The 23,698-nt window shown below is 68.0% G+C and carries 20 protein-coding genes; 7 read left to right on the top strand and 13 right to left on the bottom strand.

All coding sequences use genetic code 11. The annotated features are described in order from the left end of the window. Positions 1-24: 24 nt before the first annotated feature. Together AB5T46_RS06850 and AB5T46_RS06845 are read right to left on the bottom strand one after the other, a co-directional pair. Positions 25-450, bottom strand: a complete 426-nt coding sequence (locus AB5T46_RS06850) for a DUF2147 domain-containing protein (RefSeq protein ID WP_370563141.1) — start codon at positions 448-450, stop codon at positions 25-27. Between the two features lie 144 nt (positions 451-594). After that, positions 595-3,444, bottom strand: a complete 2,850-nt coding sequence (locus AB5T46_RS06845) for a TonB-dependent receptor plug domain-containing protein (RefSeq protein WP_370563140.1) — start codon at positions 3,442-3,444, stop codon at positions 595-597. A gap of 320 nt (positions 3,445-3,764) precedes the next feature. Here AB5T46_RS06845 and apbC point away from each other — a divergent pair, with 320 nt between their 5' ends. The 3 genes from apbC to dcd all read left to right on the top strand — a co-directional run bounded on the left by apbC (position 3,765) and on the right by dcd (position 6,317). Further along, entirely contained in the window at positions 3,765-4,619 is an 855-nt protein-coding gene (gene apbC, locus AB5T46_RS06840) for an iron-sulfur cluster carrier protein ApbC (protein WP_370563139.1), read from the top strand. Between the two features lie 119 nt (positions 4,620-4,738). Then, positions 4,739-5,326 carry a DUF1287 domain-containing protein gene (locus tag AB5T46_RS06835; RefSeq protein WP_370563137.1) on the top strand — a complete coding sequence of 196 codons (588 nt, stop codon included), beginning with the start codon at positions 4,739-4,741 and terminating at the stop codon, positions 5,324-5,326. 400 nt (positions 5,327-5,726) lie between these two features. After that, positions 5,727-6,317: a dCTP deaminase gene (gene dcd / locus AB5T46_RS06830; protein ID WP_370563136.1), complete on the top strand. Its 591-nt coding sequence runs from the start codon at positions 5,727-5,729 to the stop codon at positions 6,315-6,317. Between the two features lie 279 nt (positions 6,318-6,596). Here dcd and pcp read toward each other — a convergent pair whose 3' ends face one another. From pcp to AB5T46_RS06775, 11 genes are all read right to left on the bottom strand, one after another. Next, positions 6,597-7,265 carry a pyroglutamyl-peptidase I gene (gene pcp, locus AB5T46_RS06825; RefSeq protein WP_370563135.1) on the bottom strand — a complete coding sequence of 223 codons (669 nt, stop codon included), beginning with the start codon at positions 7,263-7,265 and terminating at the stop codon, positions 6,597-6,599. Continuing rightward, on the bottom strand, positions 7,262-8,215 hold the full coding sequence (locus AB5T46_RS06820; RefSeq protein ID WP_370563134.1) for a DUF979 domain-containing protein: 954 nt from the start codon (positions 8,213-8,215) through the stop codon (positions 7,262-7,264). The genes pcp and AB5T46_RS06820 overlap by 4 nt, the downstream gene beginning before the upstream one ends. Then, positions 8,212-8,922 (bottom strand): DUF969 domain-containing protein, encoded by a 711-nt coding sequence (locus AB5T46_RS06815; protein ID WP_370563133.1) that lies wholly within the window; start codon positions 8,920-8,922, stop codon positions 8,212-8,214. The genes AB5T46_RS06820 and AB5T46_RS06815 overlap by 4 nt, the downstream gene beginning before the upstream one ends. Positions 8,923-9,134: 212 nt before the next feature. Further along, on the bottom strand, positions 9,135-9,875 hold the full coding sequence (locus AB5T46_RS06810) for a 5-oxoprolinase subunit PxpA (RefSeq protein ID WP_370563132.1): 741 nt from the start codon (positions 9,873-9,875) through the stop codon (positions 9,135-9,137). Continuing rightward, a complete protein-coding gene (locus AB5T46_RS06805) occupies positions 9,868-10,833 on the bottom strand; it encodes a 5-oxoprolinase subunit C family protein (protein WP_370563131.1) in 966 nt (321 codons plus the stop codon). The genes AB5T46_RS06810 and AB5T46_RS06805 overlap by 8 nt, the downstream gene beginning before the upstream one ends. After that, positions 10,830-11,516: a 5-oxoprolinase subunit PxpB gene (gene pxpB / locus AB5T46_RS06800; protein WP_370563130.1), complete on the bottom strand. Its 687-nt coding sequence runs from the start codon at positions 11,514-11,516 to the stop codon at positions 10,830-10,832. Before pxpB ends, AB5T46_RS06805 begins: the two co-directional genes overlap by 4 nt. Next, positions 11,513-11,944 (bottom strand): HIT domain-containing protein, encoded by a 432-nt coding sequence (locus tag AB5T46_RS06795; RefSeq protein WP_370563129.1) that lies wholly within the window; start codon positions 11,942-11,944, stop codon positions 11,513-11,515. Before AB5T46_RS06795 ends, pxpB begins: the two co-directional genes overlap by 4 nt. A 199-nt stretch (positions 11,945-12,143) precedes the next feature. After that, positions 12,144-12,815, bottom strand: a complete 672-nt coding sequence (locus AB5T46_RS06790; RefSeq protein WP_370563128.1) for a dienelactone hydrolase family protein — start codon at positions 12,813-12,815, stop codon at positions 12,144-12,146. Between the two features lie 279 nt (positions 12,816-13,094). Then, entirely contained in the window at positions 13,095-14,252 is a 1,158-nt protein-coding gene (locus AB5T46_RS06785; protein WP_370563127.1) for an isovaleryl-CoA dehydrogenase, read from the bottom strand. A gap of 142 nt (positions 14,253-14,394) precedes the next feature. Next, on the bottom strand, positions 14,395-15,495 hold the full coding sequence (locus AB5T46_RS06780) for a Glu/Leu/Phe/Val dehydrogenase dimerization domain-containing protein (RefSeq protein WP_370563126.1): 1,101 nt from the start codon (positions 15,493-15,495) through the stop codon (positions 14,395-14,397). A 394-nt stretch (positions 15,496-15,889) separates the two neighbouring features. Beyond that, entirely contained in the window at positions 15,890-17,449 is a 1,560-nt protein-coding gene (locus AB5T46_RS06775) for a phospholipase D family protein (protein WP_370563125.1), read from the bottom strand. A 505-nt stretch (positions 17,450-17,954) separates the two neighbouring features. Here AB5T46_RS06775 and AB5T46_RS06770 point away from each other — a divergent pair. The 4 genes from AB5T46_RS06770 (at position 17,955) to AB5T46_RS06755 (ending at position 23,575) form a co-directional block, all read left to right on the top strand. Then, a complete protein-coding gene (locus AB5T46_RS06770) occupies positions 17,955-21,740 on the top strand; it encodes a methylmalonyl-CoA mutase family protein (RefSeq protein ID WP_370563124.1) in 3,786 nt (1,261 codons plus the stop codon). 160 nt (positions 21,741-21,900) lie between these two features. Further along, positions 21,901-22,131, top strand: coding sequence for a hypothetical protein (locus AB5T46_RS06765; protein WP_370563123.1), 231 nt, complete (start codon positions 21,901-21,903; stop codon positions 22,129-22,131). Positions 22,132-22,375: 244 nt separating this feature from the next. Continuing rightward, positions 22,376-22,543, top strand: coding sequence for a hypothetical protein (locus tag AB5T46_RS06760; RefSeq protein ID WP_370563121.1), 168 nt, complete (start codon positions 22,376-22,378; stop codon positions 22,541-22,543). 138 nt (positions 22,544-22,681) lie between these two features. Further along, positions 22,682-23,575, top strand: coding sequence for a right-handed parallel beta-helix repeat-containing protein (locus AB5T46_RS06755; RefSeq protein ID WP_370563120.1), 894 nt, complete (start codon positions 22,682-22,684; stop codon positions 23,573-23,575). Positions 23,576-23,698: the final 123 nt, after the last annotated feature.

The raw sequence follows: 23,698 nt of genomic DNA, 5'->3' as shown, positions 1-23,698 counted from the left end.
GAGTTTTTCAAGGGCGTCAGCGGCTCATTCGCGCTGCCACACCTGCTCGCGGCATATGAAGGCCACGCAGCCGGATACGCCCAGGCGGTGGGCGTCGATCAGCTGCGCCTTGGACTTGTAGGTCTTGCCCTTGGCCGGATCGAGGATGGTGCCGCCGGACCAGGCGTCGCCGTCGGGCTTGAGGTCCCAGAGGATCGTCATGCCCTCGATCGGTTTGTCCTTGTTGGCACCGCTGCACTTGTCGCAGGTCGGGTTGGGGCCGCGGTCGGACTGCAGGATCTCGACCACCTTGCCTGACAGGGTGCCGTCGGCCGCCTGGCTGATCTCGACGACCGATTTGGCCTTGCCGGTCTCGTCGTCGATGGTTTGCCAGCGGCCGGTGGGGCCGTCCTGGGCGAACGCCATCGCCGGAAGCATTGTCAGCGCGAAAAGAGCACTCTGGATACGCATGAAAACCCTCCCTTGGGTTCTGGTCTGGTGATCGGCCGTGACTGGTCGACGACCAGAGCGTAGGGCTGCAGGGAGGTTTCGTCCATTCCCCAAAAAAAGGCCCCACTTGCGCGGGGCCTGAAGATGAACGGAGATCAGCCGGGCTCAGTTGCTGGCGCCGAACTTGTAGCGTGCCTCGAAATAGATGGCACGACCGTACGTATTGTAGAAGTAGTTGTTGTACGGGGTACCTGTCGTGCCTGGGTGGTTGTTGGCCTGATGGTCCGGCATGTCGTTGAAGACGTTGTTGGCCATGAGCGAGAACTGCAATGTCTCGATCGGTGTGTAGTTCACGCTCATGTTGTACGTGGTGTACGGCTTCCACCAGCCGGCCTTCTCTCCGGACGAGTGCTCGTAATCGAACGTTCGGTTGAGATAGGCCAGATAGTTCGGAGTCTTGCCGATGCGGTTTGCGTACAGGGTGGTCGTCCACTTGCCGAGGTTCCAGGCCACCGAAGCGTCCGCACGGGTCTTGGCATAGGCGTCGTAGATCCACATGTAGTACGGATCGCGCAACAGGTCGATATCCGGAGAGTCAGGCAGCGGCCTTACCGTGTGCTCCAGGTTGTTGGTGTAGTTGCCGGCGAACGCCAGGCTGCCGAAACGGCCGATGTCCACTACCCAATTGAGGCTGGCGGTCACGGCTTCCAGCTTCTGCTGGGCGACGTTGACCTTTGGCGTGTAGATGGTCTCGATGGCGCCGGTGGCGCCACGGACGATCCAGGTCGTGGCGGCCTGGCACGCTTGGGAGTTCATGTCGGCCTGCCCGGTACGGCAGAAGTATTCCAGCAGTGCGAGCTGCTCGGCACTCTGCAGGTCGACCTCGTTCTCGATGTCCCAGCTGTAGTAGTCCACGGACATCGACAAGGTGGACGTCGGGGCCCAGACCACGCCGGCGTTCCATACGTCGGCTTCGATCGGTTCGAGATCCGGATTGCCGGACTGCTGGCCGAAGAACTGGGAGCTGTCATATGTGCAGTCGTCGGTGTTTCCGGGGGCATAGCCCTGCTCGTCCCAGCAGCGGTAATAGTCCGTGACGCTGCTGTAGTACCCGCTGATGCCCTGGAAAACGTCCGACAGCGTGGGTGCGCGGAAGGCCGTGCCGTATTTTCCGCGGAACAGCAGGCTTTGGACCGGCCGGTATTCCAGGCCAATGCTGTAGGTAGGCTTGTCGGTCGTGTTGCTGGCCACGTCGAAGGCGTCATAGCGCCCGGACAAGGTGACCGTCAGCGGCTCGAGAAGCGGCATCCGCAGCTCGCCGGTAACCGCGTAGCGGCTGCGGTGACCGCTGCCGCTGACCGACGTCTGCCCCCAGACCTCCGACTCGAGCGTGACGGGATCCTCGATCAGGCGAGGGTCCGGGCTGTAGTCCCAACCCTGGTTGCCGCCTTCGACCACCACCGCCAGGCCGGCGTTGCCCCCCGGCAGCGAGAACAGCTCGCTGTTGGTGACCTGCGCGCGCAGCATGTTGTCCCAGGTCTTGCTCTCGGTCGTGGCGTAGCCGGTGAAGCTTGCGAAGTCCACCGGCGACATCGGCGTGTAGAACGCCGCATAGTCCGGCTGGAACACCGGATATGCGCCGAAGTACGGATCCATGCCCAGTTGCGGGCCGAGTACGTTCTCGGTGAAGTAGTCGTCGATCGGATCGGCCCAGCGTACCCAGCTGCGTTCGGTCAGCTTGTATTCGGTGCGGGTGAGGCCGACGTCGTATTCCCAGTTGCTGTCGCCGAAGATCCCGTTGCCGCCCAGGGTCAGCATGTAGGAATTGCTGCGGTCGGTGTTCATGATGTCGCGGTATCCGGCGCCGCCGATGTCCTCGGGGGAGAAGGCGCGCTGCAGGTTCAGCAAGGCATCGAAATCGGGATCGTAGTAGTAGCCGTACTTGGCGCCGGTGCCCCACCAGGTGTAGTTGGAGCCGGTGGCGTTCTCGACGCTCTCGTAGCTGTAGAGCAGATCGCCGTACAGTTGGAAGCTGTTGCTCACGTCGAATGTCGCGTGCGTGTACAGCTGGCCGCTGTCCTTGCCGTTCCTGATGGTGCGATAGCCCGGGGTGATGAAGGAGCCGCAGTATTCGCCGAATCCAGGGCGATTCTGCAATCCCTCGGTGCCGCCGAACTGGCCGGTGACGTTGGCGCAGTCGTTGGGATCGGCAAAGACATAGCCGTAGTTGCCGAAACCCTGGTTGGCGATGTCGGAATAGCCGTACACCAGGTAATCGCGGCTGGCGGTCGCCGGCGTGTAGCCAACGTTGTTGTACTTGTCGGTGAGATCGCGCTGATAGCCCCAGATCGGGTCGCGGGTCTCGTACTGGACGCCAGCCAGCACGTTCAGGCGGCCGTCCATGGCGCTGAAGCTGTCGGCCAGGCTGAATCGAACGCTGCTGCCGCCTCCTTCCGAGAAGGCGCCGCCGCGTACGGTCAGCACGCCATGATCGAGATCCTTCTTGAGGATGACGTTGACCACGCCGGCGATGGCATCGGAACCGTACAACGAAGACTGCCCGCCGGGCAGGATCTCGATGCGCTCGACCAGGTCGATCGGGATGCCGCTGATGTTGTTGAACGTATCGCTGCCGTTGTAGAGGGCCGGATAGTTGGCCATCGGGCGGCCGTTGATCAGGTACTTGGTGTAGCCGGGGTCGAGGCCGAACATGCCCGCCGCTTCGGCACCCTGCGTGAACGATGCTGACGTCTGTCCGCCTTGGAGGCCACCTGTCTGGTAGGAGGATTGCTGCAGTACCTCCGACAGGCCGGTGAAGCCGCGCATCTGGATGTCTTCCGCCGAGATGACCGTGACCGGCGTAAAGGTCTCGATCTCGGTCTGCGGGATCAGCGATCCGGTCACCGTGACCCTGTCGAGCGTCCTGGCCTGCGGCGTGTCGGTGGTTGCCTGCTCATCCTGGGTCTCTTGCGCGAATGCGGCGCCCGTGGCCGGAAGCAGCAACGCGGCAAACATTGCGGAACTCAGGCGGCTCCGCTTCAATGCACTTTTAGCAGTCATTCAGAATCCCCTTTTCCATCTAACTTATTGAAAATAAAAAGTTTTTTTTAAAGAAAGATCCGCCTGGCAGGCAGTCGGTAACCCGAAGTTAACATGGGCTTAACCTGGGTGCCACAATTTGGCACTTGACCCAGAACCAATCCGACGAGCGAAAGGCTCGCCGGCACCGCCGGAACTGTGGATGAGACAATGGAGGTCCATCCGATGTTTTGGTGTCGTGTGAAGATCCGCCTGAACTTGCAGCAGTACGAATCCATTCGATCCGGTCGGCAGACATGAACGGGCGCATTCCCGCCCATGCCGTCCAGGGCCAGCTCAAGCCACTCCCCCGCGTCCGCAACATCATTGCGATCGGCTCCGGCAAGGGCGGGGTCGGCAAATCGACCACGGCGGTGAACCTGGCGCTCGCGCTGGCGGCCGATGGCGCGCGCGTCGGCGTGCTCGATGCCGATGTCTACGGGCCCAGTGTGCCGATGATGCTGGGCCTGTCGGGGCGGCCGGACAGCCCGGACGGCAAGTCGATCGTCCCGATGCGCGCGCACGGCATCGAGGCGATGTCGATCGGGCTGCTGGTCGAGCAGGACACGCCGATGATCTGGCGCGGGCCGATGGCGACCTCGGCGCTGACGCAGCTGCTGAACGAGACGCTGTGGGGCGGCGAAGACGGCCTGGACTACCTGATCGTCGACCTGCCGCCCGGCACCGGCGACATCCAGCTGACGCTGGCGCAGAAGATTCCCGTCGCCGGCGCGATCATCGTCACCACGCCGCAGGACGTGGCCACGCTGGACGCGCGCAAGGCGCTGAAGATGTTCCAGAAGGTTGACGTGGCGGTGCTCGGGCTGATCGAGAACATGGCCCAGCACGTGTGCACCAACTGCGGCCACGTCGAACATCTGTTCGGCCAGGGCGGCGGCGAGCGCATGGCGGAGCAGTACGGCGTGCCGCTGCTGGGATCGCTGCCGCTGGAGGCCGGGATCCGCGAGCAGGGTGATGCCGGCACGCCGGTGGTCGCCGCGCAGCCGGACTCGGCCGCGGCGCGCGCCTATGTCGACACTGCGCGCCGGCTGGTCGAGGAACTCGGCAAGCGTCCGCGCGCATCGATGCCGATCTCGGCCTCGCTGGTGTGAGGTTGGCGGCCCAGGCGAGCGCTGGCCTCGTCATGGCCGTGCCGGTGCACGGGGACCGGCCATCCGGCCGGCGGGAGCCTGCACGATGCCGCGGCCCGGGTCCGTGGGGTCGACTCACGATGCGAGGGGTCCATGCCTGGCTGGTGGCCTTCGCACTGCTGATGTCGCCCGGCCTGCAGGCCGGCAACGCGCGCCTGGCCGCGGCCGCCGAAACCCAGGTCGGGGTCACGCTATATTACGACCCCGCCTACGTCCGCCTCGACTATCCCGGCGGTGACGTGCCCGCCGACCGCGGGGTCTGCACCGACGTGGTGGTGCGCGCGCTGCGCGAGGCCGCCGGTGCCGACCTGCAGTCGCTGGTGCACCAGGACATGCGCGCCGCTTTCGCGGCCTACCCGCGCCACTGGGGTCTGCGCGCACCGGATCGCAACATCGACCACCGCCGTGTTCCCAACCTGGAGACGTTCCTGGAGCGCCGCGGGCTGGCGCTGCCACGTTCGGATGATCCACATCACTACCTCGCCGGCGACATCGTCAGCTGGCGGCTGCCCAACGGCCTGCCGCACATCGGCATCGTCAGCCGACGCCACGGCGCACACGGCCGCCCGCTGGTGGTGCACAACATCGGCGCCGGGGCGCAGGTCGAGGACGTGCTGTTCGCTTGGCCGGTAGAGGGCCACTATCGCTGGCCGGCCGCCGGGCAATAGCGGGCCACGATAAATGGCAGGCCGGCAGGGGTGGCGGCGGTATCTCTCTACGGCGGCGGATTCGTCGGAGCGCGCCATGCGCGCGATGCCGCGGGCAATGCGCCGCCCGCAAATTCCGGTGACCGGCGCGCCTGCCGGTCCGGAATCGCGGCATCCACCGGATTCGGCCGGCACCCGCGGCATCGCGCGCATGGCGCGCTCCTACGAAACGGGCCAGCCGCCGCCGGGGAGTCGTATCGGCGTCGCGACTCCCGTCGCTCCCACAACCGGGATTGCGGGTGCCTCGTTCGGTGGCTGCGTTCGTGGGGGCGCCCGAGGCTCGCATGTCGGCGGGGATGAAGGCCGGCGCCTTCGCCCCTACAATACCGGCTCTCCCGCAGCAGGCCGGACACCCCGACGCATGAGCATCAAGAGCGACCGCTGGATCCGGCGCATGGCCGAGCAGGGCGGCATGATCGAGCCGTTCGAGCCGGGCCAGGTCAAATATGCCAACAAGGGCGGCGCGGCCGAGGGCGAACGCATCGTCAGCTACGGCACCTCCAGCTACGGCTACGACGTGCGCTGCTCGCGCGAGTTCAAGGTGTTCACCAACATCAATTCGACGATCGTCGATCCGAAGCACTTCGATCCGGGCAGCTTCGTCGACGTCGAGGCGGACCAGTGCATCATCCCGCCCAACTCGTTCGCGCTGGCGCGCACGGTCGAGTACTTCCGCATTCCGCGCGACGTGCTGGTGGTCTGCCTGGGCAAGAGCACCTACGCGCGCTGCGGGATCATCGTCAACGTGACCCCGCTGGAACCGGAGTGGGAAGGCCACGTGACCCTGGAGTTCAGCAACACCACGCCGCTGCCGGCGCGCATCTACGCCAACGAGGGCGTGGCGCAGATGCTGTTCTTCCAGTCCGACGAGGACGACGTCTGCGAGACTTCTTACAAGGACCGCGGCGGCAAGTACCAGGGGCAGCGCGGCGTCACCCTGCCGCGGACCTGACCGGTCCCCGGGGCGCGGCATCGCTTCGATCGTGCCTGCGGAGACGGGTCGATCCGGCCCTTCTTCGTAGGAGCGCGCCATGCGCGCGATGCCGGCGCCCTTGCGGCCCGGGCGTTTCCAATACCGTCCGTCATTCCGACATCCGCGGCATCGCGCGCATGGCGCGCTCCTACGGGCGGTGTCATCACTCGGTTGCGTATCGACATACGCGCCCTCGTTCTTCCTTGCCCCGCACGCCCGCAGGCCCGGCGCGGCATGCGCCATAAGCGTTAACAGGCCCTAGTGTTCGGCGCCGGCGGCGAGCCTGTCGTCGACTTGCGTGACCAGCGCGGTGCGCAGCGCGATCCGCAGGCCCTCGGCCACGGTGTCCAGGCCCAGGCTGGCGGCGCCCGGATGGGCGGCGGCCTGCCGCGGCGAGTAGGGGATATGCACGAACCCGCCGCGCACGCGGCGCCGGCGCAGGGCGTGCATCAGCCCGTAGAACACGTGGTTGCAGACGTAGGTGCCGGCGGTCTGCGAGATCTCGGCGGGGATCCCGGCGCGCAGCAGCGCCGCCAGCATCGCCTTGATCGGCAGCGTGCCGAAGTACGCCGCGGGACCGCCGGCGACCACCGGCGCGTCGATCGGCTGCCTCCCGGCGTTGTCGGCGATGCGCGCGTCGTCGACGTTGATCGCCACCCGTTCGAGGGACAGCCGCGTGCGGCCGCCGGCCTGGCCGACGCACAGCACCAGCGCCGGCGCGGTCTCGCGGATCGCCGCGCGCAGCACGCGCAGCGATGTGCCGAATTCCACCGGCAGCTCGCGCGCGATGACGCGGTGCCCGGCGATGCGCGTGTCGTCGAGCGCCGACGCCGCCTGCCAGCTGGGATTGTCCGATTCATCGCCGAACGGTGCGAAGCCGGTCAGCAGCACCGTAGGTGTTGCGCGCCTGGCGGGTTTCGAAGTCATCGGAACACGATGAAGTACATCAGCAGCACGTTGCAAGCCAGCAGCGGCAGCGCGGTGGCCACCTGTTGCCGGATCACCGCGTTCGGGTCCTTCAGTTCCAGCAGCGCCGCCGGCACCAGGTTGAAGTTGGCCGCCATCGGCGTCAGCAGGGTGCCGCAGTAGCCGGACAGCATGCCGATCGCCGCCAGCGGCGCGGGATCGGCGCCGTGCACGCCCACCAGCAGCGGCAGGCCGATGCCGGCGGTCATCACCGGGAACGCGGCGAACGCGTTGCCCATGATCATGGTGAACAGCGCCATCCCCACGGCGTAGGCGACCACCACGACGAAGCGGTTCTCGATCGGGATCACCGCGCGCACCAGGCCGGCCACCGCATCGCCGACGCCGGCCGCGGCGAACACGCTGCCGAGCGTGGCCAGCAGCAGCGGCAGCAGCGCGGCCCAGCCGATGGCGTCGATCAGCCGCCGCGACTGCTCGACGGCCGAGGCCGGCGACTGCCGGGTCAGCCGGCAGGCCGCCGCGACCGCCAGCACGCAGGCCAGCCCCAGCCCCACCAGCGTGGTCAGCTCGGCGCCGAACAGGCGCACGCCGCCGATCTCGACGTCGGCCAGCACCACCGCCACCAGGACGGTCACCGCCGGGATCAGCAGCGCCGGCCAGAACAGCCGATTGCCCAGGCGCCGCGCCTCGTCGCGCTTTTCCTCCTGCGTGCTCTCGCGATAGCGGCCACGGCCCAGGCCGCCGAAGCCGGCCAGGCACGCCAGCGCCACCACCACCGCGCCGACCACGGCAGCCGGCAGGCGGTCGGCGACCAGCAGCATCGCGCCCAGCAGGCCCCAGAACAGCGCCGTGGTATGACGCCGCGGATTGCCGCGGTCGCGCCAGCCGAGCACGGCGACCGCCGCCAGGTACAGCCCGGCGAGCCAGTACACCCACTGCAGGGTGATCACGACGCGCGCTCTTCGGCCGCGGTGGCGACGGGCAGCCTGGCCGCTTCGCGCGCCAGCCGCGCGTCCAGCCGCGACAGCCGCGCGGCGTGGATGGCGAAGGCGCAGAGCGCGGTCGGGATGCCCCAGAGCGCGATGTGCAGCGGCTCCAGCACGATGCCGTTCTCGGCGTAGAAGCCCTGCATCAGCAGCACCGCGCCGAAGGCGATGAAGATGTCCTCGCCGAAGAACAGCCCGACGTTGTCGGTCGCGGCCGACAGCGCCTTCAGCCGCTCGCGCTCGGCCTCCGGCAGGGTGCCGTGACGGGCCTCGGCCGCGCCTTCGGCCATCGGCGCCAGCAGCGGCCGCACCGTCTGCGGATGGCCGCCGAGGCTGTTGAGGCCGAGCGTCGCGGTGATCTGGCGCGCGGCCAGGTAGACGATCAGCAGGCGCCCGGCGGTGGCGGCGCGCAGGGTCCCGATCCACGCCTGCGCGCGCTCCTTCAGCCCGTGGCGCTCGAGCAGTCCGATCACCGGCAGGGTGAGCAGGAAGATCGCGAGGTAGCGCTGCTTGGTGAAGGCCTCGCCCAGCAGTTCCAGCACCTCGATCGGGGTGTAGCCGGCCACCAGCCCGGTGACCACGCCGGCGGTGACCACCACCAGCGCGGGATTCATGCGCAGGGCGAAACCCAGCACCACCAGGGCGACGCCGATCAGGGGCCAGTAGCTCATGCGGGGGACTCCTAGGGTGTTCGACTAAACCGGGGACGCGGGATGCGGAGACGCGGGATGCAGGACTCAGGAAAGCTAGCGTCTCGTCATCCCAGCGCAAGCTGGGATCCATGTTGCCGTTGCCTGTTCAAAAGCAACGGCAAGATCAAAATGGATCCCAGCTTGCGCTGGGATGACGAGCAAAAGCGGCCAGGCTCTCCCGAATCCCGAGGTCAAGGCGCGGCTACGGCAATGCCGTCCGCCTCCAGCGCAGCGCGCAGGGCGCGTGCGAACGCCGCGGCGTCGGGGCGGTCGCCGTGCAGGCACAGGGTGTCGGCGCGGATCGGCACGCGGCTGCCGTCGCGCGCCTGCACCACGCCCTCGCGCAGCATCGTGCGCACCTGCGCGAGGGCGCCGTCGAGATCCTCGATCACCGCGCCGGGCTGGCCGCGCGGGGTCAGCCGGCCGTCGGCCTCGTAGCCGCGCTCGGCGAAGACCTCCTCGGCCACGTGCAGGCCGAGCGCACGCCCCGCGTGCACCAGTTCCGAGCCGGCGAGGGCGTACAGCCACAGGCCCGCGCCGAGCGCGTGCACGGCGGCGGCGACGCCTTCGGCCACGGCCGGGTCGCGCGCGGCCAGGTTGTACAGCGCGCCGTGCGGCTTGACGTGGTGCAGGCGCGCGCCGGCCGCGTCGCAGACCGCCATCAGCGCACGGCACTGGCGCAGCACCAGCGCCTGCGCCTCGACGGGCGAGAGCGGCAGTTCGCGACGGCCGAAGTACGCGCGGTCCTCGAACGACGGGTGCGCGCCGATGGCGACGCCGTGGCGCAGGCACAGCGCCACGGTGGCGCGCATGCTGGCGTCGTCGCCGGCGTGGCCGCCGCAGGCGATGCTGGCCGAGCTGATGCAGGGCACGATCGCGGCGTCGTCGCAACCTTCCCCGAGATCGCAGTTGAAGTCGATGCGCCTACGCATCCGCGTCCCGCCTGGAATCGATCGCCAGTGCGATTCTGGTCAGGCGCCGGCGTTGCGCGCAAGCGGCCTCGTGCGCCTCCGCGGGCGTGCAGGGTACGAAACGGAGCGCATCCCCGGGCCGGAGTTGCGCCAGCCGCGGGCGGTCGGCGCGGATCGCGTGGCCGATGCGCGGATAGCCGCCGTGGGTCTGGGCATCGGCCAGGAGCACGATCGGGCAGCCGTCCGGCGGCAGCTGCACGGTGCCGGGCGCGACCGGCTCGGAGATCCGCTCGCGCGCGTCCGCCAGCGCCAATGCATCGCCTTCCAGGCGCAGGCCCTGGCGGTTGCTGGCGGCGGCCACGCGCCAGCGGCCGGCGAACAGCGCGTCCGCCGGCGTGGTGGCATCGCGCCCGGGCAGTACGCGGATGCGCGATGGGGTCGACAGGTCGAGGTCGGGTGTTCCGTCGATCCACCACGGCGCGATCCACAACCGTTCGACGGCGGAAACGTCCCCGGCGCCGGGTTCCAGCACATCGCCTGCCGCCAGCGCCCGCCCGTGCACACCGCCGAAACCGCCGCGCAGGTCGGTGCTGGCGCTGCCGAGCGTGTACGGCAGCGCCAGCCCGCCGGCCACCGCCAGGTAGGCGCGCGCGCCCTTGCGGCAGCGGCCGAGGGCGAGGGTGCTGCCGGCGGGCAGCTGCACCGGCCGCCAGCCGGGAATCGCGGTGCCGTCGACTTCGGCGTCGATCGCCGCGCCGCACAGCGCGATCCGCGCCGGTTCGCGGAACCGCAACCGCGGCCCCGACAGCGCGATTTCCAGCGTCGCGGCGTCGGCGGCGTTGCCCGCCAGCAGGTTTGCCACGGCGTGCGAATACAGGTCCAGCGCGCCGGCGCAGCCGATGCCGAGGTGGCGCAGGCCGGTGCGGCCGTCGTCCTGCACCGTCGTCGCCAGGCCCGGTGCGAGCACCTTGATGCTCATGCCGCGTCGCCGTCGGCGGCCGCCACGAAGCGCACGCGCCGCCCGGGTTCGAGCAGCGCCGGCGCCGGCCGCGCCGGATCGAACAGCACCAGCGGCGTGTGGCCGAGGATGCGCCAGCCGCCCGGGCTCGCGCGCGGGTAGATCCCGGTCTGCGCGCCGCCGATCGCCACGCTGCCGGCGGGAATGCGCGTGCGCGGGGTGTCCATGCGCGGCATTGCCAGGCGCGGGTCGAGTCCGAGCAGGTACGGGAAGCCCGGCGCGAACCCCAGCATCGCCACCCGGTAGTCGCCGGCCGTGTGCAGCGCGACCGCCTCTTCGGCGGTGATGCCGGCATGCACGGCCACGGCCTCCAGGTCGGGTCCGTACTCGCCGCCGTAGCGGACCGGGATCTCGAGCGGCGGCCGGCGGCCCGGGTCGCGGTCGCCGGCCGCGGACAGGTCCTGTGCCTGCAGCCAGCGCTCGGCGCGTTGCAGCGGAGCGTCGTCCGGATCGGAACGATCGTCGTCGACGAACAGCGCCAGCGATGCGTATGCCGGCACGATGTCGCACAGCCACGGCGGCCACCGCGCGTCGATCGCCGCGGCCAGCGCGTGCACGCGGCGGTTGGCGTCGTCGTCGATGCGGTCGCCCAGGCGCAGCAGCAGCGCCTCCTCGCCCAGGCGTTCGACCGTGAAGCCGGTCACCCCGGCAGCGCGTCGCGCAGGCGCGCCACGCGTTCGACCAGCGCCTCGGGCGTGTACGGCCGCGCCGCGACCCGGCCCCAGACCGGCGCCGGCCAGGCGGGATCGTGTTCGAAACGTGCGATCACGTGGATGTGCAGCTGCGGCACCAGGTTGCCGAGCGCGGCGACGTTGAGCTTGTACGGCCGGAACACCTCGCGCAGCAGGCGCGAGGTGCGGTCGACCTCGTCGGCCAGGGCATGGCGATGGTCCGGCGCCAGGTCGATCAGCTCGCGCGCGTCGGCGATGCGCGGCACCAGCACCAGCCAGGGATAGTTGGCATCGTCCATCAGGCGCAGCTCGCACAGCGGCAGCGACGCCAGCGGGTGGGTATCGCTCGCCAGTTGCGGGTGCAGGGTGAAGCGGTCGGTCGTGGTGGCGGATCGGTTCATCGTGTTCGGACTGCGCGTTGCATCGGCGGCGGCACCGGATGTTTCATGGTTCCGCAGCCGCGGATCAAGGGGATGCCGACGCATCGCTCCCTCTCCCGCAAACGGGAGAGGGAGCAGAAAGCGGCACCCCGCGAGCGGGCGAGGGAGCAGGGCGCGGGATGCGTCCGGAAACCAGCGGAGCGGGCGTCGCGGGCGTTCATCACGACAGCGCCTTCTCCAGGAACGCCAGCGTGCGCCGGTGGGCCAGCGCGGCGCTCGGGGCGTGGTAGTGGCGCGGGTCGACGTCGCGGTTGAAACCGTGGCCGGCGCCCTCGTAGACGTGGATCCCGGCTTCGGGCAGGTGTTCGCGATGCGCCTGGATGTCCGCAGCCGGGATCGAGGCGTCGTCGCCGCCGAAATGCAGCAGCAGTGGCGCCAGCGGCTGTTCCTCCAGCAACGGCACCGTACGCGCGCCGTAATAGCTCACCGCCGGCAGGCCGAGCCGGGTATTGGCGAGGAAGGCGACGCTGCCGCCCCAGCAGAAGCCGACCGCCGCGACCTTGTGGCCTTCGGCCTGCAGCGGCAGCGCGGCGGCGGCGACCAGTTGCACCGCACGGTCGAACCCCAGCGCCGACGCCAGCTCGCGTCCGCGCGCGAACCCGTCCTCGCCGTAGTCCAGCTCGACGTTGTGTTCCACCGGGTCGTACAGCGACGGCGCCAGCGCCACGTAGCCCTCGGCCGCGTAGTGCTCGACCACGCTGCGTACGTGCGTGTTGACGCCGAAGATCTCCTGGATCACCACGATCCCGCCGCGCGGCGCGCCGTGCGGCGGATCCGCGCGCCAGCCGTCGACCGTTCCGTGCGCTGTTGCAATCGCGATGTCCCGGCCCATCGGCAACTCCCTTCCGCGGCGTCGGGTCGATTCTAACGCCGGAGCGCGAAGGCCGATGTGGAGATGCCCGTAGGAGCGCGCCATGCGCGCGATACCGCGGGTGCCGGCAGGATCCGGTGGATGCCGCGATTCCGGACCGGCGGGCGCGCCGGTCACCGGAATTCGCGGGCGGTGAAATGCCCGCGGCATCGCGCGCATGGCGCTCTCCTACGGTGGATCGCCGTAGCGTTCGTGCGGCGCCGCCGCGGTATCGCGCCAAGGGTCCCGCCGCGATCGGCGTTAGCCGCGGTCCTCGAACAGCTCGCGGCCGATCAGCATGCGGCGGATCTCATTGGTGCCGGCGCCGATCGCGTACAGCTTGGCGTCACGCAGGATGCGGCCGGTCGGGTACTCGTTGATGTAGCCGTTGCCGCCCAGCGACTGGATCGCCTCCAGCGCCACCTGCACCGAGGCCTCGGTGGCCTGCAGCAGGCAGGCGGCGGCGTCGATGCGCGACCTGTGGCCGGCGTCGTAGTCGCGCGCCACCTGGTAGGCGAACGCGCGCGAGGACTGCAGCGCGGTGTACATGTCGGCGAGCTTGGCCTGCATGATGCCGAACGTGCCGATCGGCGCATCGAACTGCCGCCGCTCGCGCACGTAGGGCAGGGTGATGTCCATCGCCGATTGCATCAGCCCCAGCGGCCCGCCGGTCAGCACCAGGCGCTCGGTGTTGAGGCCGCTCATCAGCACGCGCACGCCCTGATGCACCTCGCCCAGCACGTTCTCGTCGGGGATCTCGCAGTCCTCGAACACCAGCTCGCAGGTGTTGGAGCCGCGCATGCCCAGCTTGTCGAGCTTCTGTGCGGTCTTGTAGCCGGGCATGTCCTTCTCGACGATGAAGGCGGTCATGCACTGGCTGCCCGCGTCCTTGCCGGCGGTGCGCATGTAGACCACCAGCACGTCGGCCTCGGGGCCGTTGGTGATCCACATCTTGCTGCCGTTGGCGATCCACATGTCGCCCTTCTTCTCCGCGCGGCAGCTCATCGAGCCGACCACGTCGGAGCCGGCGCCCGGCTCGCTCATCGCCAGCGCGCCCTTCCACTCGCCGCTGCACAGCTTCGGCAGGTACTTCTCGCGCTGCGCCTGGTTGCCGTTGGCATACAGGTTGGACACGCACAGGTTGGAATGCGCGCCGTAGGACAGGCCCACCGAGCCGGAGGCGCGCGAGATCTCCTCCATCGCCACCAGGTGGGCCAGGAACCCCATCCCGCTGCCGCCGAACTCGTCCGGCACCGTCATCCCCAGCAGCCCCATCTCGCCGAGCTTGGGCCACAGGTCCTGCGGGAACGCGTTGTCGCGGTCGATCGCCTCGGCGCGCGGCGCGATCTCCGCCTCGGCAAAGCGCCGCACCGCGTCGCGGAGGGCGTCGAGTTCTTCACCTAGGGGGAATGTGCGCATGGGTGCCAACTCTAGCGAGAAACGAGTGGAGAGGAACGAGGAACGAGTGAAAGCAACGGCAACGGCGGCGAGGCTGAAACGATCGAAGGGGTGAACGCACCGCTCTTACTCGTTTCTCGTTCCTCGTTTCTCGTTCCTCGCCTCAATGCCCTCGAACGCGCCCCTGGAAACGCGGCGCCGCGCGGCCCAGCGGCAGCTTCAGCTTGCCGATGATCTCGATCCGCTCCTCGGCCAGGCGGTCGGCGGCCTTGTAGGTGGGGATGCCGTCGCGCTCGGAGATCTCGTAGATGCGCGCGAGGTTGTGATAGATCGTGCGCATCATGCGCATCGCGCGCTCGCGGTTGTAGCCGTCGATCTCCAGCGACACGTTCATCACGCCGCCGGCGTTGACCGCGTAGTCCGGCGCGTACAGGATGCCGCGCTTCTCCACCTCGTCGCCGACCTCGTTGGTCGCCAGCTGGTTGTTGGCGGCGCCGCAGATGATCTTGGCCTTCAGGCGCGGCAGCGTGTCCTCGTTGACGGTGCCGCCCAGCGCGCACGGCGAGTACACGTCGGCGTCGACGTCGTAGATGTCGTCCAGGCCCACCGCCTCGGCGCCGTACTCGCTGACCGCACGATCGATACGCTCCTTGTTGATGTCGGTGACGAAGATCTTCGCGCCGCGCTCCTTGAGCAGCTTCACGAACTCGATGCCGACGTGGCCCAGGCCCTGCACCGCGTAGCTGTACTTGCCGACCTCCTCGTCGCCGAACTTCCGGTTCAGCGTGGCCGTCAGGCCCTGCAGCGTGCCGTAGGCGGTGAACGGCGACGGGTCGCCGGAGCCGCCGTGCACCTGGTGCACGCCGGTCACGTACTCGGTCTCGCGGTACACGAACTCCATGTCGTTGACGTCGATGCCGACGTCCTCGGCGGTGATGTAGCGCCCGCCCAGCGACTCGACGAACTGGCCGAAGGCGCGGAACAGCGCCTCGGACTTGTCGCTGGCCGGATCGCCGATGATCACCGCCTTGCCGCCACCGATGTTCAGCCCGGCCACCGCGTTCTTGTAGGTCATGCCGCGCGACAGGCGCAGCACGTCGTTCAGCGCTTCCTGCTCGCTCTTGTACGGCCACATGCGGGTGCCGCCCAGGGCAGGGCCCAGCACCGTGTTGTGGATCGCGATGATGGCCTTCAGGCCCGCGTCCTTGTTGTGGCAGAACACGATCTGCTCGTGGCCGTACTTGTCGAGGTGTTCGAAAATCATCGCAAACTCCGCTGCGGCGAGGATTCGCTGTGGCGAACGACGCCGGCCGTTTAGGTGGGTGGTGACGCAGGACGTGAACGCGGCGCCGAACAGGCGCCGATGGGGGCCGCATTCTACGCTTGTCCCTGGACAAAAGCCCGCGCCAGGCGCCGCGCGGCGGCGGCGCCCGCGAACGGCGTGCCCCCGTAGAGCGGAGCTTGCTCCGCTGCCCTTGGGCTCCGGTGGGTTGCGTAGCCGAGCAAGCTCGGCTCTACGGGGCTTGCGGACAGCGCGGTCGCTTGCGCCCCCGTAGAGCGGAGCTTGCTCCGCTGCTCCTGGCTCCGGAGACCACGCAGCGGAGCAAGCTCCGCTCTACGACGGGCAGGGCGTGGCCGCGCACGTTGAGTGGTAACGGTTACAGCTGCGATTCGATCGGCACCCAGCGCAGCGCCCGCGCCATCGCGCGCTGCAGCACGGTCGAGTCCGGCTCGGTGGCGAACACCTGCGGGGGACTGGCGGCCGAATCCAGCCAGCGCAGCTCGCCGTCCGCATTCAGGTAGACCCACCAGGCCAGCTCCGGGCTGGTCAGCAGCAGGTACTCGTCGCGCAGCGCGCGCGCGATCGCCGGCTCGTCGAACAGCACCCCCATCTCGGTGTTCAGGTCGATCGAGCGCGGGTCCATGTTGAACGAGCCGATGAAGCCGCGGCGGTCGTCGACCACGTACGCCTTGGTGTGCAGGCTGGCGCCGCTGCTGCCGAACACGCTGGCGCCGGCGGACACCTGCGCCCGCGTCTCGTGCAATCTGATCCCCGTCCGCAGCAGGCGCTCGCGATAGTTGCTGTAGCCGCTGTGCACCGCGATCACGTCGTTGGCCGCCAGCGAGTTGGTCAGCACGCCCACGTACACGCCGTGGCGCCGCACCAGTTGCGCCAGCCCGGCCACGCCTTCGTCGCCGGGGACGAAGTACGGCGAGATCAGCAGCGCCTTGCGCCGCGCCGAGCGCAGGTCGTCCATCACGTGCTCGATCAGCCAGCTCGCGCGTTCGTCCTGATCGCGCTTGACCGGCGGATCGGACACGATGCGGAGATTGTCGCTCCAGAACGGGGCGAGCTCCTGCGCGGCGTAGCGGCGCACGCTGGGCGAGGCGTCGACGCGATCGAGGAAACGCCGCGCCTCGGCGCTGCGCGCCTCCTCGTGGATGCCGGCGAGCACGTCGGCCAGCCTGCGCTCGGACCGCTTGCTGAGCGCGGCGATCGGCACCACCGCTTCGCTGTTCCAGAACGTATCGAAGATGGCGTTGGCCTGGTTGACCGCCGGGCCGAACAGCATCAGGTCGAGGTCGCGGAAGTTGGTGTCGGCGGCGGCGTCGAAGTACTCCATGCCGACGTTGCGCCCGCCGACAACCGCCACCCGGCCGTCGGCGATCCACGCCTTGTTGTGCATGCGGTGGGTGATGCTCCAGCTGCGCTGCACCATCTCCAGCAGGCGGCCCAGGCCGTCGCGGTTGCGGAACGGGTTGTAGACGCGGATCTCGACGTTCGGGTGCTGGTCCATCGCCAGCAGCGCGGTGTCCTTGCCGGAGGTGTTGATGTCGTCCAGCAGCATCCGCACCCGCACCCCGCGCTCGGCCGCCTGCCAGGCCTCGTGCAGCAGCAGGTGGCCGGTGAGGTCGTCGTGCCAGATGTAGTACTGCAGGTCCAGGCTGCGCCCGGCCTGGCGCGCCGACAGCGCCCGCGCCGCGAACGCGTCCAGCCCATCGGGAATCAGGATCACGCCGGTCTTGCCCGGATTGCGGTCGAGCAGCGGCATCAGCTCGCGGTCGAGCGCCGTCTGGTCGCGCTGCACCGCCAGTGCATGGCCCGGCGCCCCGGTGGCCGGCGGCGTCAGGTGATCGGCCAGCAGCACCCCGCTGACCACCAGCGCCGCCAGGGTGAACGCCCCCCAGGCGAGGATCTTCTTCAATCGTTTCTTCATTGGAGCCCCCTGCATGCCGGCGCCGCCATTGTATGTGCCCGCAGCCGCCCCGGCCGATGGAACGGATGCCAAGGGACGCCAGGCACCCCCCCGTAGGAGCGCGCCATGCGCGCGATGCCGCGGGCATGGCGCCGCCCGCGAATTCCGATGACCGGCGCGCCTGCCGGTCCAGAATCACGGCATCCACCGGATCCTGCCGGCACCCGCGGCATCGCGGACCCGATGCATGTCTCGTCCGTACATTCGCCACCCGCGGCATCGCGGGCGTGGCCCGCTCCTACGGAAGGCGGCGTATTCGGAGGGCACATCCGGAGGGCGGCGCATTCGGAAGGGCACGTCCGGAGGGCGGCGCATCCGGAAGGGGTGCGTATCGCCCGCCCGTCGATCCCGCCGGGCCCGTGCACGGCGGCCGGTTCCGGCAACCGACCGCACCATTCAGCCACCGGGCCGCCAACACCCCCGCGGTACAATCGCCCGATCACAGTTTTCGCCAGGAATGCGCGCCATGAGCACGCCCGCCAGCCAGATGCCGGAGACCCGGCCCGACACCACCCCGCTGCGCTTCGTCACCGCCGCCAGCCTGTTCGACGGCCACGACGCCGCCATCAACATCATGCGCCGGCTGATCCAGGCCCAGGGCGCCGAGGTCATCCACCTCGGCCACAACCGCTCGGTGGAGGACGTGGTGCGCGCCGCCCTGCAGGAGGACGCCGACGCCATCGCACTGTCCAGCTACCAGGGCGGCCACGTCGAGTACCTCAAGTACATGGTCGACATGCTGAAAGAGCGCGGCGCGCGGCACATCCGCGTGTTCGCCGGCGGCGGCGGCACCATCACCCCGGAGGAGATCCGCGAACTCGAGAACTACGGCGTCGAACGCATCTACCACCCCAACGACGGCATGAAGATGGGGCTGGTGGAAATGATCGAGGACGTGGTGGCGCGCACCGCCGGCGCGCGGGAAGCGGGAACCGGGGACCGGGAATCGCAGGAGCACGAGCTGCCGCCGATCGAAGACGAGATCGCCATCGGCCGCGTGCTCAGCGCGATCGAGGACGGCCGCTTCCCCGAGTCCCAGCTGGCGCTGATGCGCAAGGCCTGGGCGAACCCCCGCTCTTCCGATTCCCCATTCCCCATTCCCCATTCCCGGATCCCGACGACGCCAGTCGTCGGCATCACAGGCACCGGCGGCGCCGGCAAGTCCTCCGTCACCGACGAGCTGCTCAACCGCTTCCTCGCCAGCTTCCCCGAGATGCGCATCGCGGTGATCTCGGTCGACCCCACCCGCCGCCGCACCGGCGGCGCGCTGCTGGGCGACCGCATCCGCATGAACTCCCTGCGCAGCCACCGCGTGTACATGCGCTCGATGGCGACCCGCCGCCAGCACGCCGCCACCAGCGCCGTGCTCAAGGACGGCATCGCCTTCCTCAAGGGCCTGGGCTACGACCTGGTGATCGTGGAGACCGCCGGCATCGGCCAGTCCGACTCGGAGATCGTCGACCTGGTCGACTTCCCCATGTACGTCATGACCAGCGACTACGGCGCCGCCAGCCAGCTCGAGAAGATCGACATGCTGGATTTCGCCGAGCTCATCGTGCTGAACAAGTACGACAAGCGCGGCGCCGAGGACGCCCTGCGCGACATCCGCAAGCAGTGGAAGCGCAACCGCGTCGCCTTCCAGGCCAAGGACGAGGACGTCCCCGTCTATCCCACCATCGCCAGCCAGTTCAACGACCCCGGCATCAGCTGGATGTTCGTGAATCTTTGCCGCTTGTTGCGGCAAAGATTGGGAATGGGGAATGGGGAATCGGGAATGGAAAAAGCGGACGCCGCCGCCCCGGCCGGCCCCGTAGGAGCGGCCCATGGCCGCGAAACCGGCGCCCCCGCCGAAACGGCGAAAGCCGCCCCCCCCGCCGAAGGCGCCACAACTTCCCCGGCCCCCACAAAACGCATCGGCCCGGAACACTGCGACTTCCGCCCCCACCTCGACACCACCCTCAAGGAACCCCGCGCCACCGTCCTGATCCCCGGCAACCGCGTGCGCTACCTGGCCGAGATCGCCGAGCAGGGCAGGGCGATCAACGCCTCCATCGAGAAGCAGGCCGAAGCTGCCGACCGCGCCCAGTCCTTCTGGCAGTCCCTGCAGGAACTCGCCGACCCCAAGCTCCCGAAAGCCCTCGACCTCTACGACACCGAGGCCCTCGCCCCCGTAGGAGCGGCCCATGGCCGCGAAGCCCGCGCCGCCGAGGATCAGACCGCACCCACCCCCGACCGCACCCTCCTGACCCTCCGCCAGCGCTACAACGACGCCATCCAGGCCCTCACCCCCGACTCCCTCAAGCTCCTCCGCGACTGGCCCGCCCGCCTCAAATCCATCACCGACGACACCACCGCCTACGAAGTCCGCGGCCGCGCCATCGAGGTGCAGAACTACCGCGAATCCCTCAGCCACCAGCAGGTCCCCAAGATCGCCGCCCCCACCTACAAGTCCTGGGGCGAGCTGCTCACCTTCCTCGGCAAGGAAAACCTGCCCGGCAGCTATCCCTACACCGGCGGCGTGTACCCCTACCGCCGCACCGGCGAGGACCCGATCCGCATGTTCGCCGGCGAGGGCACCCCCGAGCGCACCAACCGCCGCTTCCACTACCTTTCCGTCGGGCAACCTGCGGCGCGCCTGTCCACCGCCTTCGACTCGGTCACCCTCTACGGCGAGGACCCGGCCCCGCGCCCCGACATCTACGGCAAGATCGGCAACTCCGGCGTCAACATCCCCACGCTGGACGACATGAAGAAGCTCTACTCCGGCTTCGACCTGTGCGCCCCCACCACCAGCGTGTCGATGACCATCAACGGCCCGGCGCCGATGATCCTGGCGCTGTTCATGAACACCGCCATCGACCAGCAGGTGGAGAAATACCTCAAGGCCGAATCCGCCCGCTGGACCGAAACCGAACAGAAACTCGAGAAATTCTTCAAGGACCGCCAACGCCCCCGCTACCACGGCGACCTGCCGCCCACCAACGACGGCCTCGGCCTGGGCCTGCTGGGCGTGACCGGCCAGGAGATGGTGGACCGCGACACCTACGACAGGATCAAGGCCGAGACCCTCGCCACCGTGCGCGGCACCGTGCAGGCCGACATCCTCAAGGAGGACCAGGCCCAGAACACCTGCATCTTCAGCACCGAGTTCGCCCTGCGCATGATGGGCGACATCCAGCAGTACTTCGTCGACAACAAGGTGCGCAACTTCTACTCGGTCAGCATTTCCGGCTACCACATCGCCGAGGCCGGGGCCAACCCGATCAGCCAGCTGGCCTTCACCCTCAGCAACGGCTTCACCATCGTCGAGTACTACCTCGCGCGCGGCATGGACATCGACGACTTCGCGCCCAACCTGTCGTTCTTCTTCTCCAACGGCATGGACCCGGAGTACACCGTGATCGGCCGCGTGGCCCGCCGCATCTGGGCGCGCGCCATGCGCGAGCGCTACGGCGCCAGCGCCCGCAGCCAGATGATGAAGTACCACATCCAGACCAGCGGACGCTCCCTGCACGCGCAGGAGATCCAGTTCAACGACATCCGCACCACCCTGCAGGCCCTGTACGCCCTGTTCGACAACTGCAACAGCCTGCACACCAACGCCTACGACGAGGCCATCACCACGCCGACCGAGGAGAGCGTGCGCCGCGCCGTCGCCATCCAGATGATCATCAACAAGGAGCTGGGCCTCAACTTCTGCGAGAACCCCTGGCAGGGCAGCTTCATCGTCGACAAGCTGACCGACATCGTGGAGGAGGCCGTGTACAAGGAGTTCGAGGCCATCAGCGAGCGCGGCGGCGTGCTCGGCGCCATGGACACCATGTACCAGCGCGGCAAGATCCAGGAAGAGTCCATGTTCTACGAGCACAAGAAGCACGACGGCAGCCTGCCGCTGGTCGGTGTGAACACCTTCCTGCCCAAGGAGCACGCCGGCGAGATCGCCACCGAGATCGAGCTGATCCGCTCCACCAAGGAGGAGAAGGGCCAGCAGATCGAGAACGTGCAGGCCTGGCAGGCCTCACGCAATCGGCTGGCGCCGGAAGGGGAGACTGACCACGGCCACGTGGTGGAGGACGACGCGGCCGCCGCCACCGAGCCGCACGACGGCCACGGGCTGGGCTATCTGCAGAACGCGGCGCGGGAAAGGCGTAATGTGTTCGAGGCGCTGATGGAGGCGGTGAAGACGCACAGTCTGGGGCAGATCAGCCATGCGCTCTACGACGTCGGCGGCGAATACCGCCGCAACATGTAGCCCTGACGAGCCCCTCTCCCGCTTGCGGGGTGAAGAGGCGCGCTTGCGAGCCATTGGCTGGCGCGCCGATGAACGTCCGTGCCGCTGGCGCGGGCCGGGGCGCGAAGCGCGGGGTTGGGGTGAGGGCAACACGCGCGGCTGACGCGCGGCGCTCAACCAGATGAAAGAGACCGACAGGAACTGCTCGATGAACTCCTCGCGCAAGCCACCCAGCCCGGCGCCTGACCCGTTGCCCGAACCGGTACTGGTGCGTGAAGCCGGCGTTGCCTACCGCCCGGGACCCGCGGCCGACCCGTTTGAGCGCTGGTTGGAACTGATGGAAGTGGTCGAAGCCCTGTGCCCACAATGGCCGGCGCGGGCGCCGAGCATCGGGCGCGACTACCGCCTGTAACGCGTCACGACCACCCGCCCGTCTCACCGGGCCCATGCAGCCGGCCGTCTCCTGGTCTATATTCGGCTCCGGCATGGCTTTCCTGCCTGTCAGGGGGCATCAGGGGGATGTCACATGGAAATCAGCCAGCGGCGCAACTCCAACCGCATCCGTTTCGTATTCGGCCAGAACGAGCTTGAGTACAGCCTCGAGGACAGACCCGGTAGCCGGTCGTTCTCTGTCCCCTACATCGAAACACGACTTCATGCCGGAAGGCGAGTCGCCCGACCAGCACCGCAATCGCTTCAAGTGGTTGCATCGCGAAGGCGCATTGTCGGACGAGGAACTGGATCAGCGCTTGGCCGTGGTCGACGTCAATGGGCCAGATTGGGCTGAGTCTGCCGTGCCGGTGCCGAGCATGTCGTTGAACTGATCCACAGCACGGAAGATGGACGATATCGCGGCGGTTGCAGGGGGCGGAGAGGGAGCGGTAAGAACAACGATGATCGAGAGAACGCTAGCGGCGATTTGATTGTGTCGTAGTTGCTTAATTAATGATACTAAATCGATAATGGAGATGATGATGAGGATTGGATTTGTATCTGCCGGGATTCTGGTTGTCATGGTCGCCGGCTTTTTGCCAAGCGAGAGCCGTGCTGCAGAAAGTTATGACAACTGCACCGGTTACATCGACTCGGTGCCGACGGTCATCACGACGCAAGGAACTTGGTGTCTGCGAAGCAATGTGAGCGCAGCACTGACCAGTGGGTATGCCATTGATATCCAGACCAGCAATGTGACTATTGATTGCAATGATTTCAAGATAGGTGGTTTGGCTGCCGGAGATGGCACGACTGCTGCCGGGATCTTCGCTGCGGGAAAATCCAATATCACCGTACGCCAGTGCAATGTGCGAGGCTTCATGAGTGGGATTAAGTTGTTGCCACTCGACGATGCTGCGGGCGGCGGCCATGTGGTCGAAGACAATCGCCTGGACAACAATACCTTTGACGGAATCTATGTTGATGGTGATGGGTCGGTGATCCGGCGAAATATCGTGGCCGATACAGGCGGCTCCACGATCCTTCATGGCAATGCAAACGCAATCAGCAGCTTCGATGGTGTCGACGTGATCGACAATACGATCAGCGGTGTATCGCCCCTTCCTGATGATGCCGGCAACAGCTTTTCTGTCGGGGTTTACGCGGGCAACAGCACGGGCGGAAGCATCAGTGGAAACCGTGTGCGAGCTATTGCATCTCACGGCGAGGGTTCAAGCGCGGGCATTTACAGCATTGGTGATGGAAGGGTCGTCTTTCGGGGTAACGATGTGATCGGCATTGGAGCCAATGGCGCGGGCATCACTTGCCTGCAAGCGGGCGGTATCGCCAAGGACAATATTGCTGTCGGTTTCCCCGTCGGCATCTCCGGATGCTTTGACGGAGGCGGCAACGTAACTGATTAGGTTGATGGGTGCGGCGCCTCAGCGAACTAATCCGTTGAGGCGCCTGTGCTTTGGAGGGAACCAAAGGAAAATGGGGTCAGGCTCATTTATCCGCCTGATGGTGTCCAGGAAATGAACCTGACC

Origin of the sequence: Luteimonas salinilitoris, from assembly GCF_041300785.1 — a bacterium.
GTDB lineage: Bacteria > Pseudomonadota > Gammaproteobacteria > Xanthomonadales > Xanthomonadaceae > Luteimonas > Luteimonas salinilitoris.
Note: the sequence above shows the minus strand (reverse complement) of the source record. Positions and strands in the feature narration are given on the sequence as shown.

Excerpts from the sequence above, each read along its gene's own strand:
- AB5T46_RS06810 (WP_370563132.1), bottom strand. The coding sequence starts at position 9,875 with ATGCGTAGGCGCATCGACTTCAACTGCGATCTCGGGGAAGGTTGCGAC.
- AB5T46_RS06845 (WP_370563140.1), bottom strand. The coding sequence starts at position 3,444 with ATGTTTGCCGCGTTGCTGCTTCCGGCCACGGGCGCCGCATTCGCGCAA.
- AB5T46_RS06805 (WP_370563131.1), bottom strand. The coding sequence starts at position 10,833 with ATGAGCATCAAGGTGCTCGCACCGGGCCTGGCGACGACGGTGCAGGAC.
- AB5T46_RS06780 (WP_370563126.1), bottom strand. The coding sequence starts at position 15,495 with ATGATTTTCGAACACCTCGACAAGTACGGCCACGAGCAGATCGTGTTC.
- dcd (WP_370563136.1), top strand. The coding sequence starts at position 5,727 with ATGAGCATCAAGAGCGACCGCTGGATCCGGCGCATGGCCGAGCAGGGC.
- pcp (WP_370563135.1), bottom strand. The coding sequence starts at position 7,265 with ATGACTTCGAAACCCGCCAGGCGCGCAACACCTACGGTGCTGCTGACC.
- AB5T46_RS06790 (WP_370563128.1), bottom strand. The coding sequence starts at position 12,815 with ATGGGCCGGGACATCGCGATTGCAACAGCGCACGGAACGGTCGACGGC.
- AB5T46_RS06760 (WP_370563121.1), top strand. The coding sequence starts at position 22,376 with ATGCCGGAAGGCGAGTCGCCCGACCAGCACCGCAATCGCTTCAAGTGG.
- AB5T46_RS06785 (WP_370563127.1), bottom strand. The coding sequence starts at position 14,252 with ATGCGCACATTCCCCCTAGGTGAAGAACTCGACGCCCTCCGCGACGCG.
- AB5T46_RS06770 (WP_370563124.1), top strand. The coding sequence starts at position 17,955 with ATGAGCACGCCCGCCAGCCAGATGCCGGAGACCCGGCCCGACACCACC.
- AB5T46_RS06775 (WP_370563125.1), bottom strand. The coding sequence starts at position 17,449 with ATGAAGAAACGATTGAAGAAGATCCTCGCCTGGGGGGCGTTCACCCTG.
- AB5T46_RS06755 (WP_370563120.1), top strand. The coding sequence starts at position 22,682 with ATGGAGATGATGATGAGGATTGGATTTGTATCTGCCGGGATTCTGGTT.
- AB5T46_RS06850 (WP_370563141.1), bottom strand. The coding sequence starts at position 450 with ATGCGTATCCAGAGTGCTCTTTTCGCGCTGACAATGCTTCCGGCGATG.
- AB5T46_RS06795 (WP_370563129.1), bottom strand. The coding sequence starts at position 11,944 with ATGAACCGATCCGCCACCACGACCGACCGCTTCACCCTGCACCCGCAA.
- AB5T46_RS06815 (WP_370563133.1), bottom strand. The coding sequence starts at position 8,922 with ATGAGCTACTGGCCCCTGATCGGCGTCGCCCTGGTGGTGCTGGGTTTC.
- AB5T46_RS06765 (WP_370563123.1), top strand. The coding sequence starts at position 21,901 with ATGAAAGAGACCGACAGGAACTGCTCGATGAACTCCTCGCGCAAGCCA.
- apbC (WP_370563139.1), top strand. The coding sequence starts at position 3,765 with ATGAACGGGCGCATTCCCGCCCATGCCGTCCAGGGCCAGCTCAAGCCA.
- AB5T46_RS06835 (WP_370563137.1), top strand. The coding sequence starts at position 4,739 with ATGCGAGGGGTCCATGCCTGGCTGGTGGCCTTCGCACTGCTGATGTCG.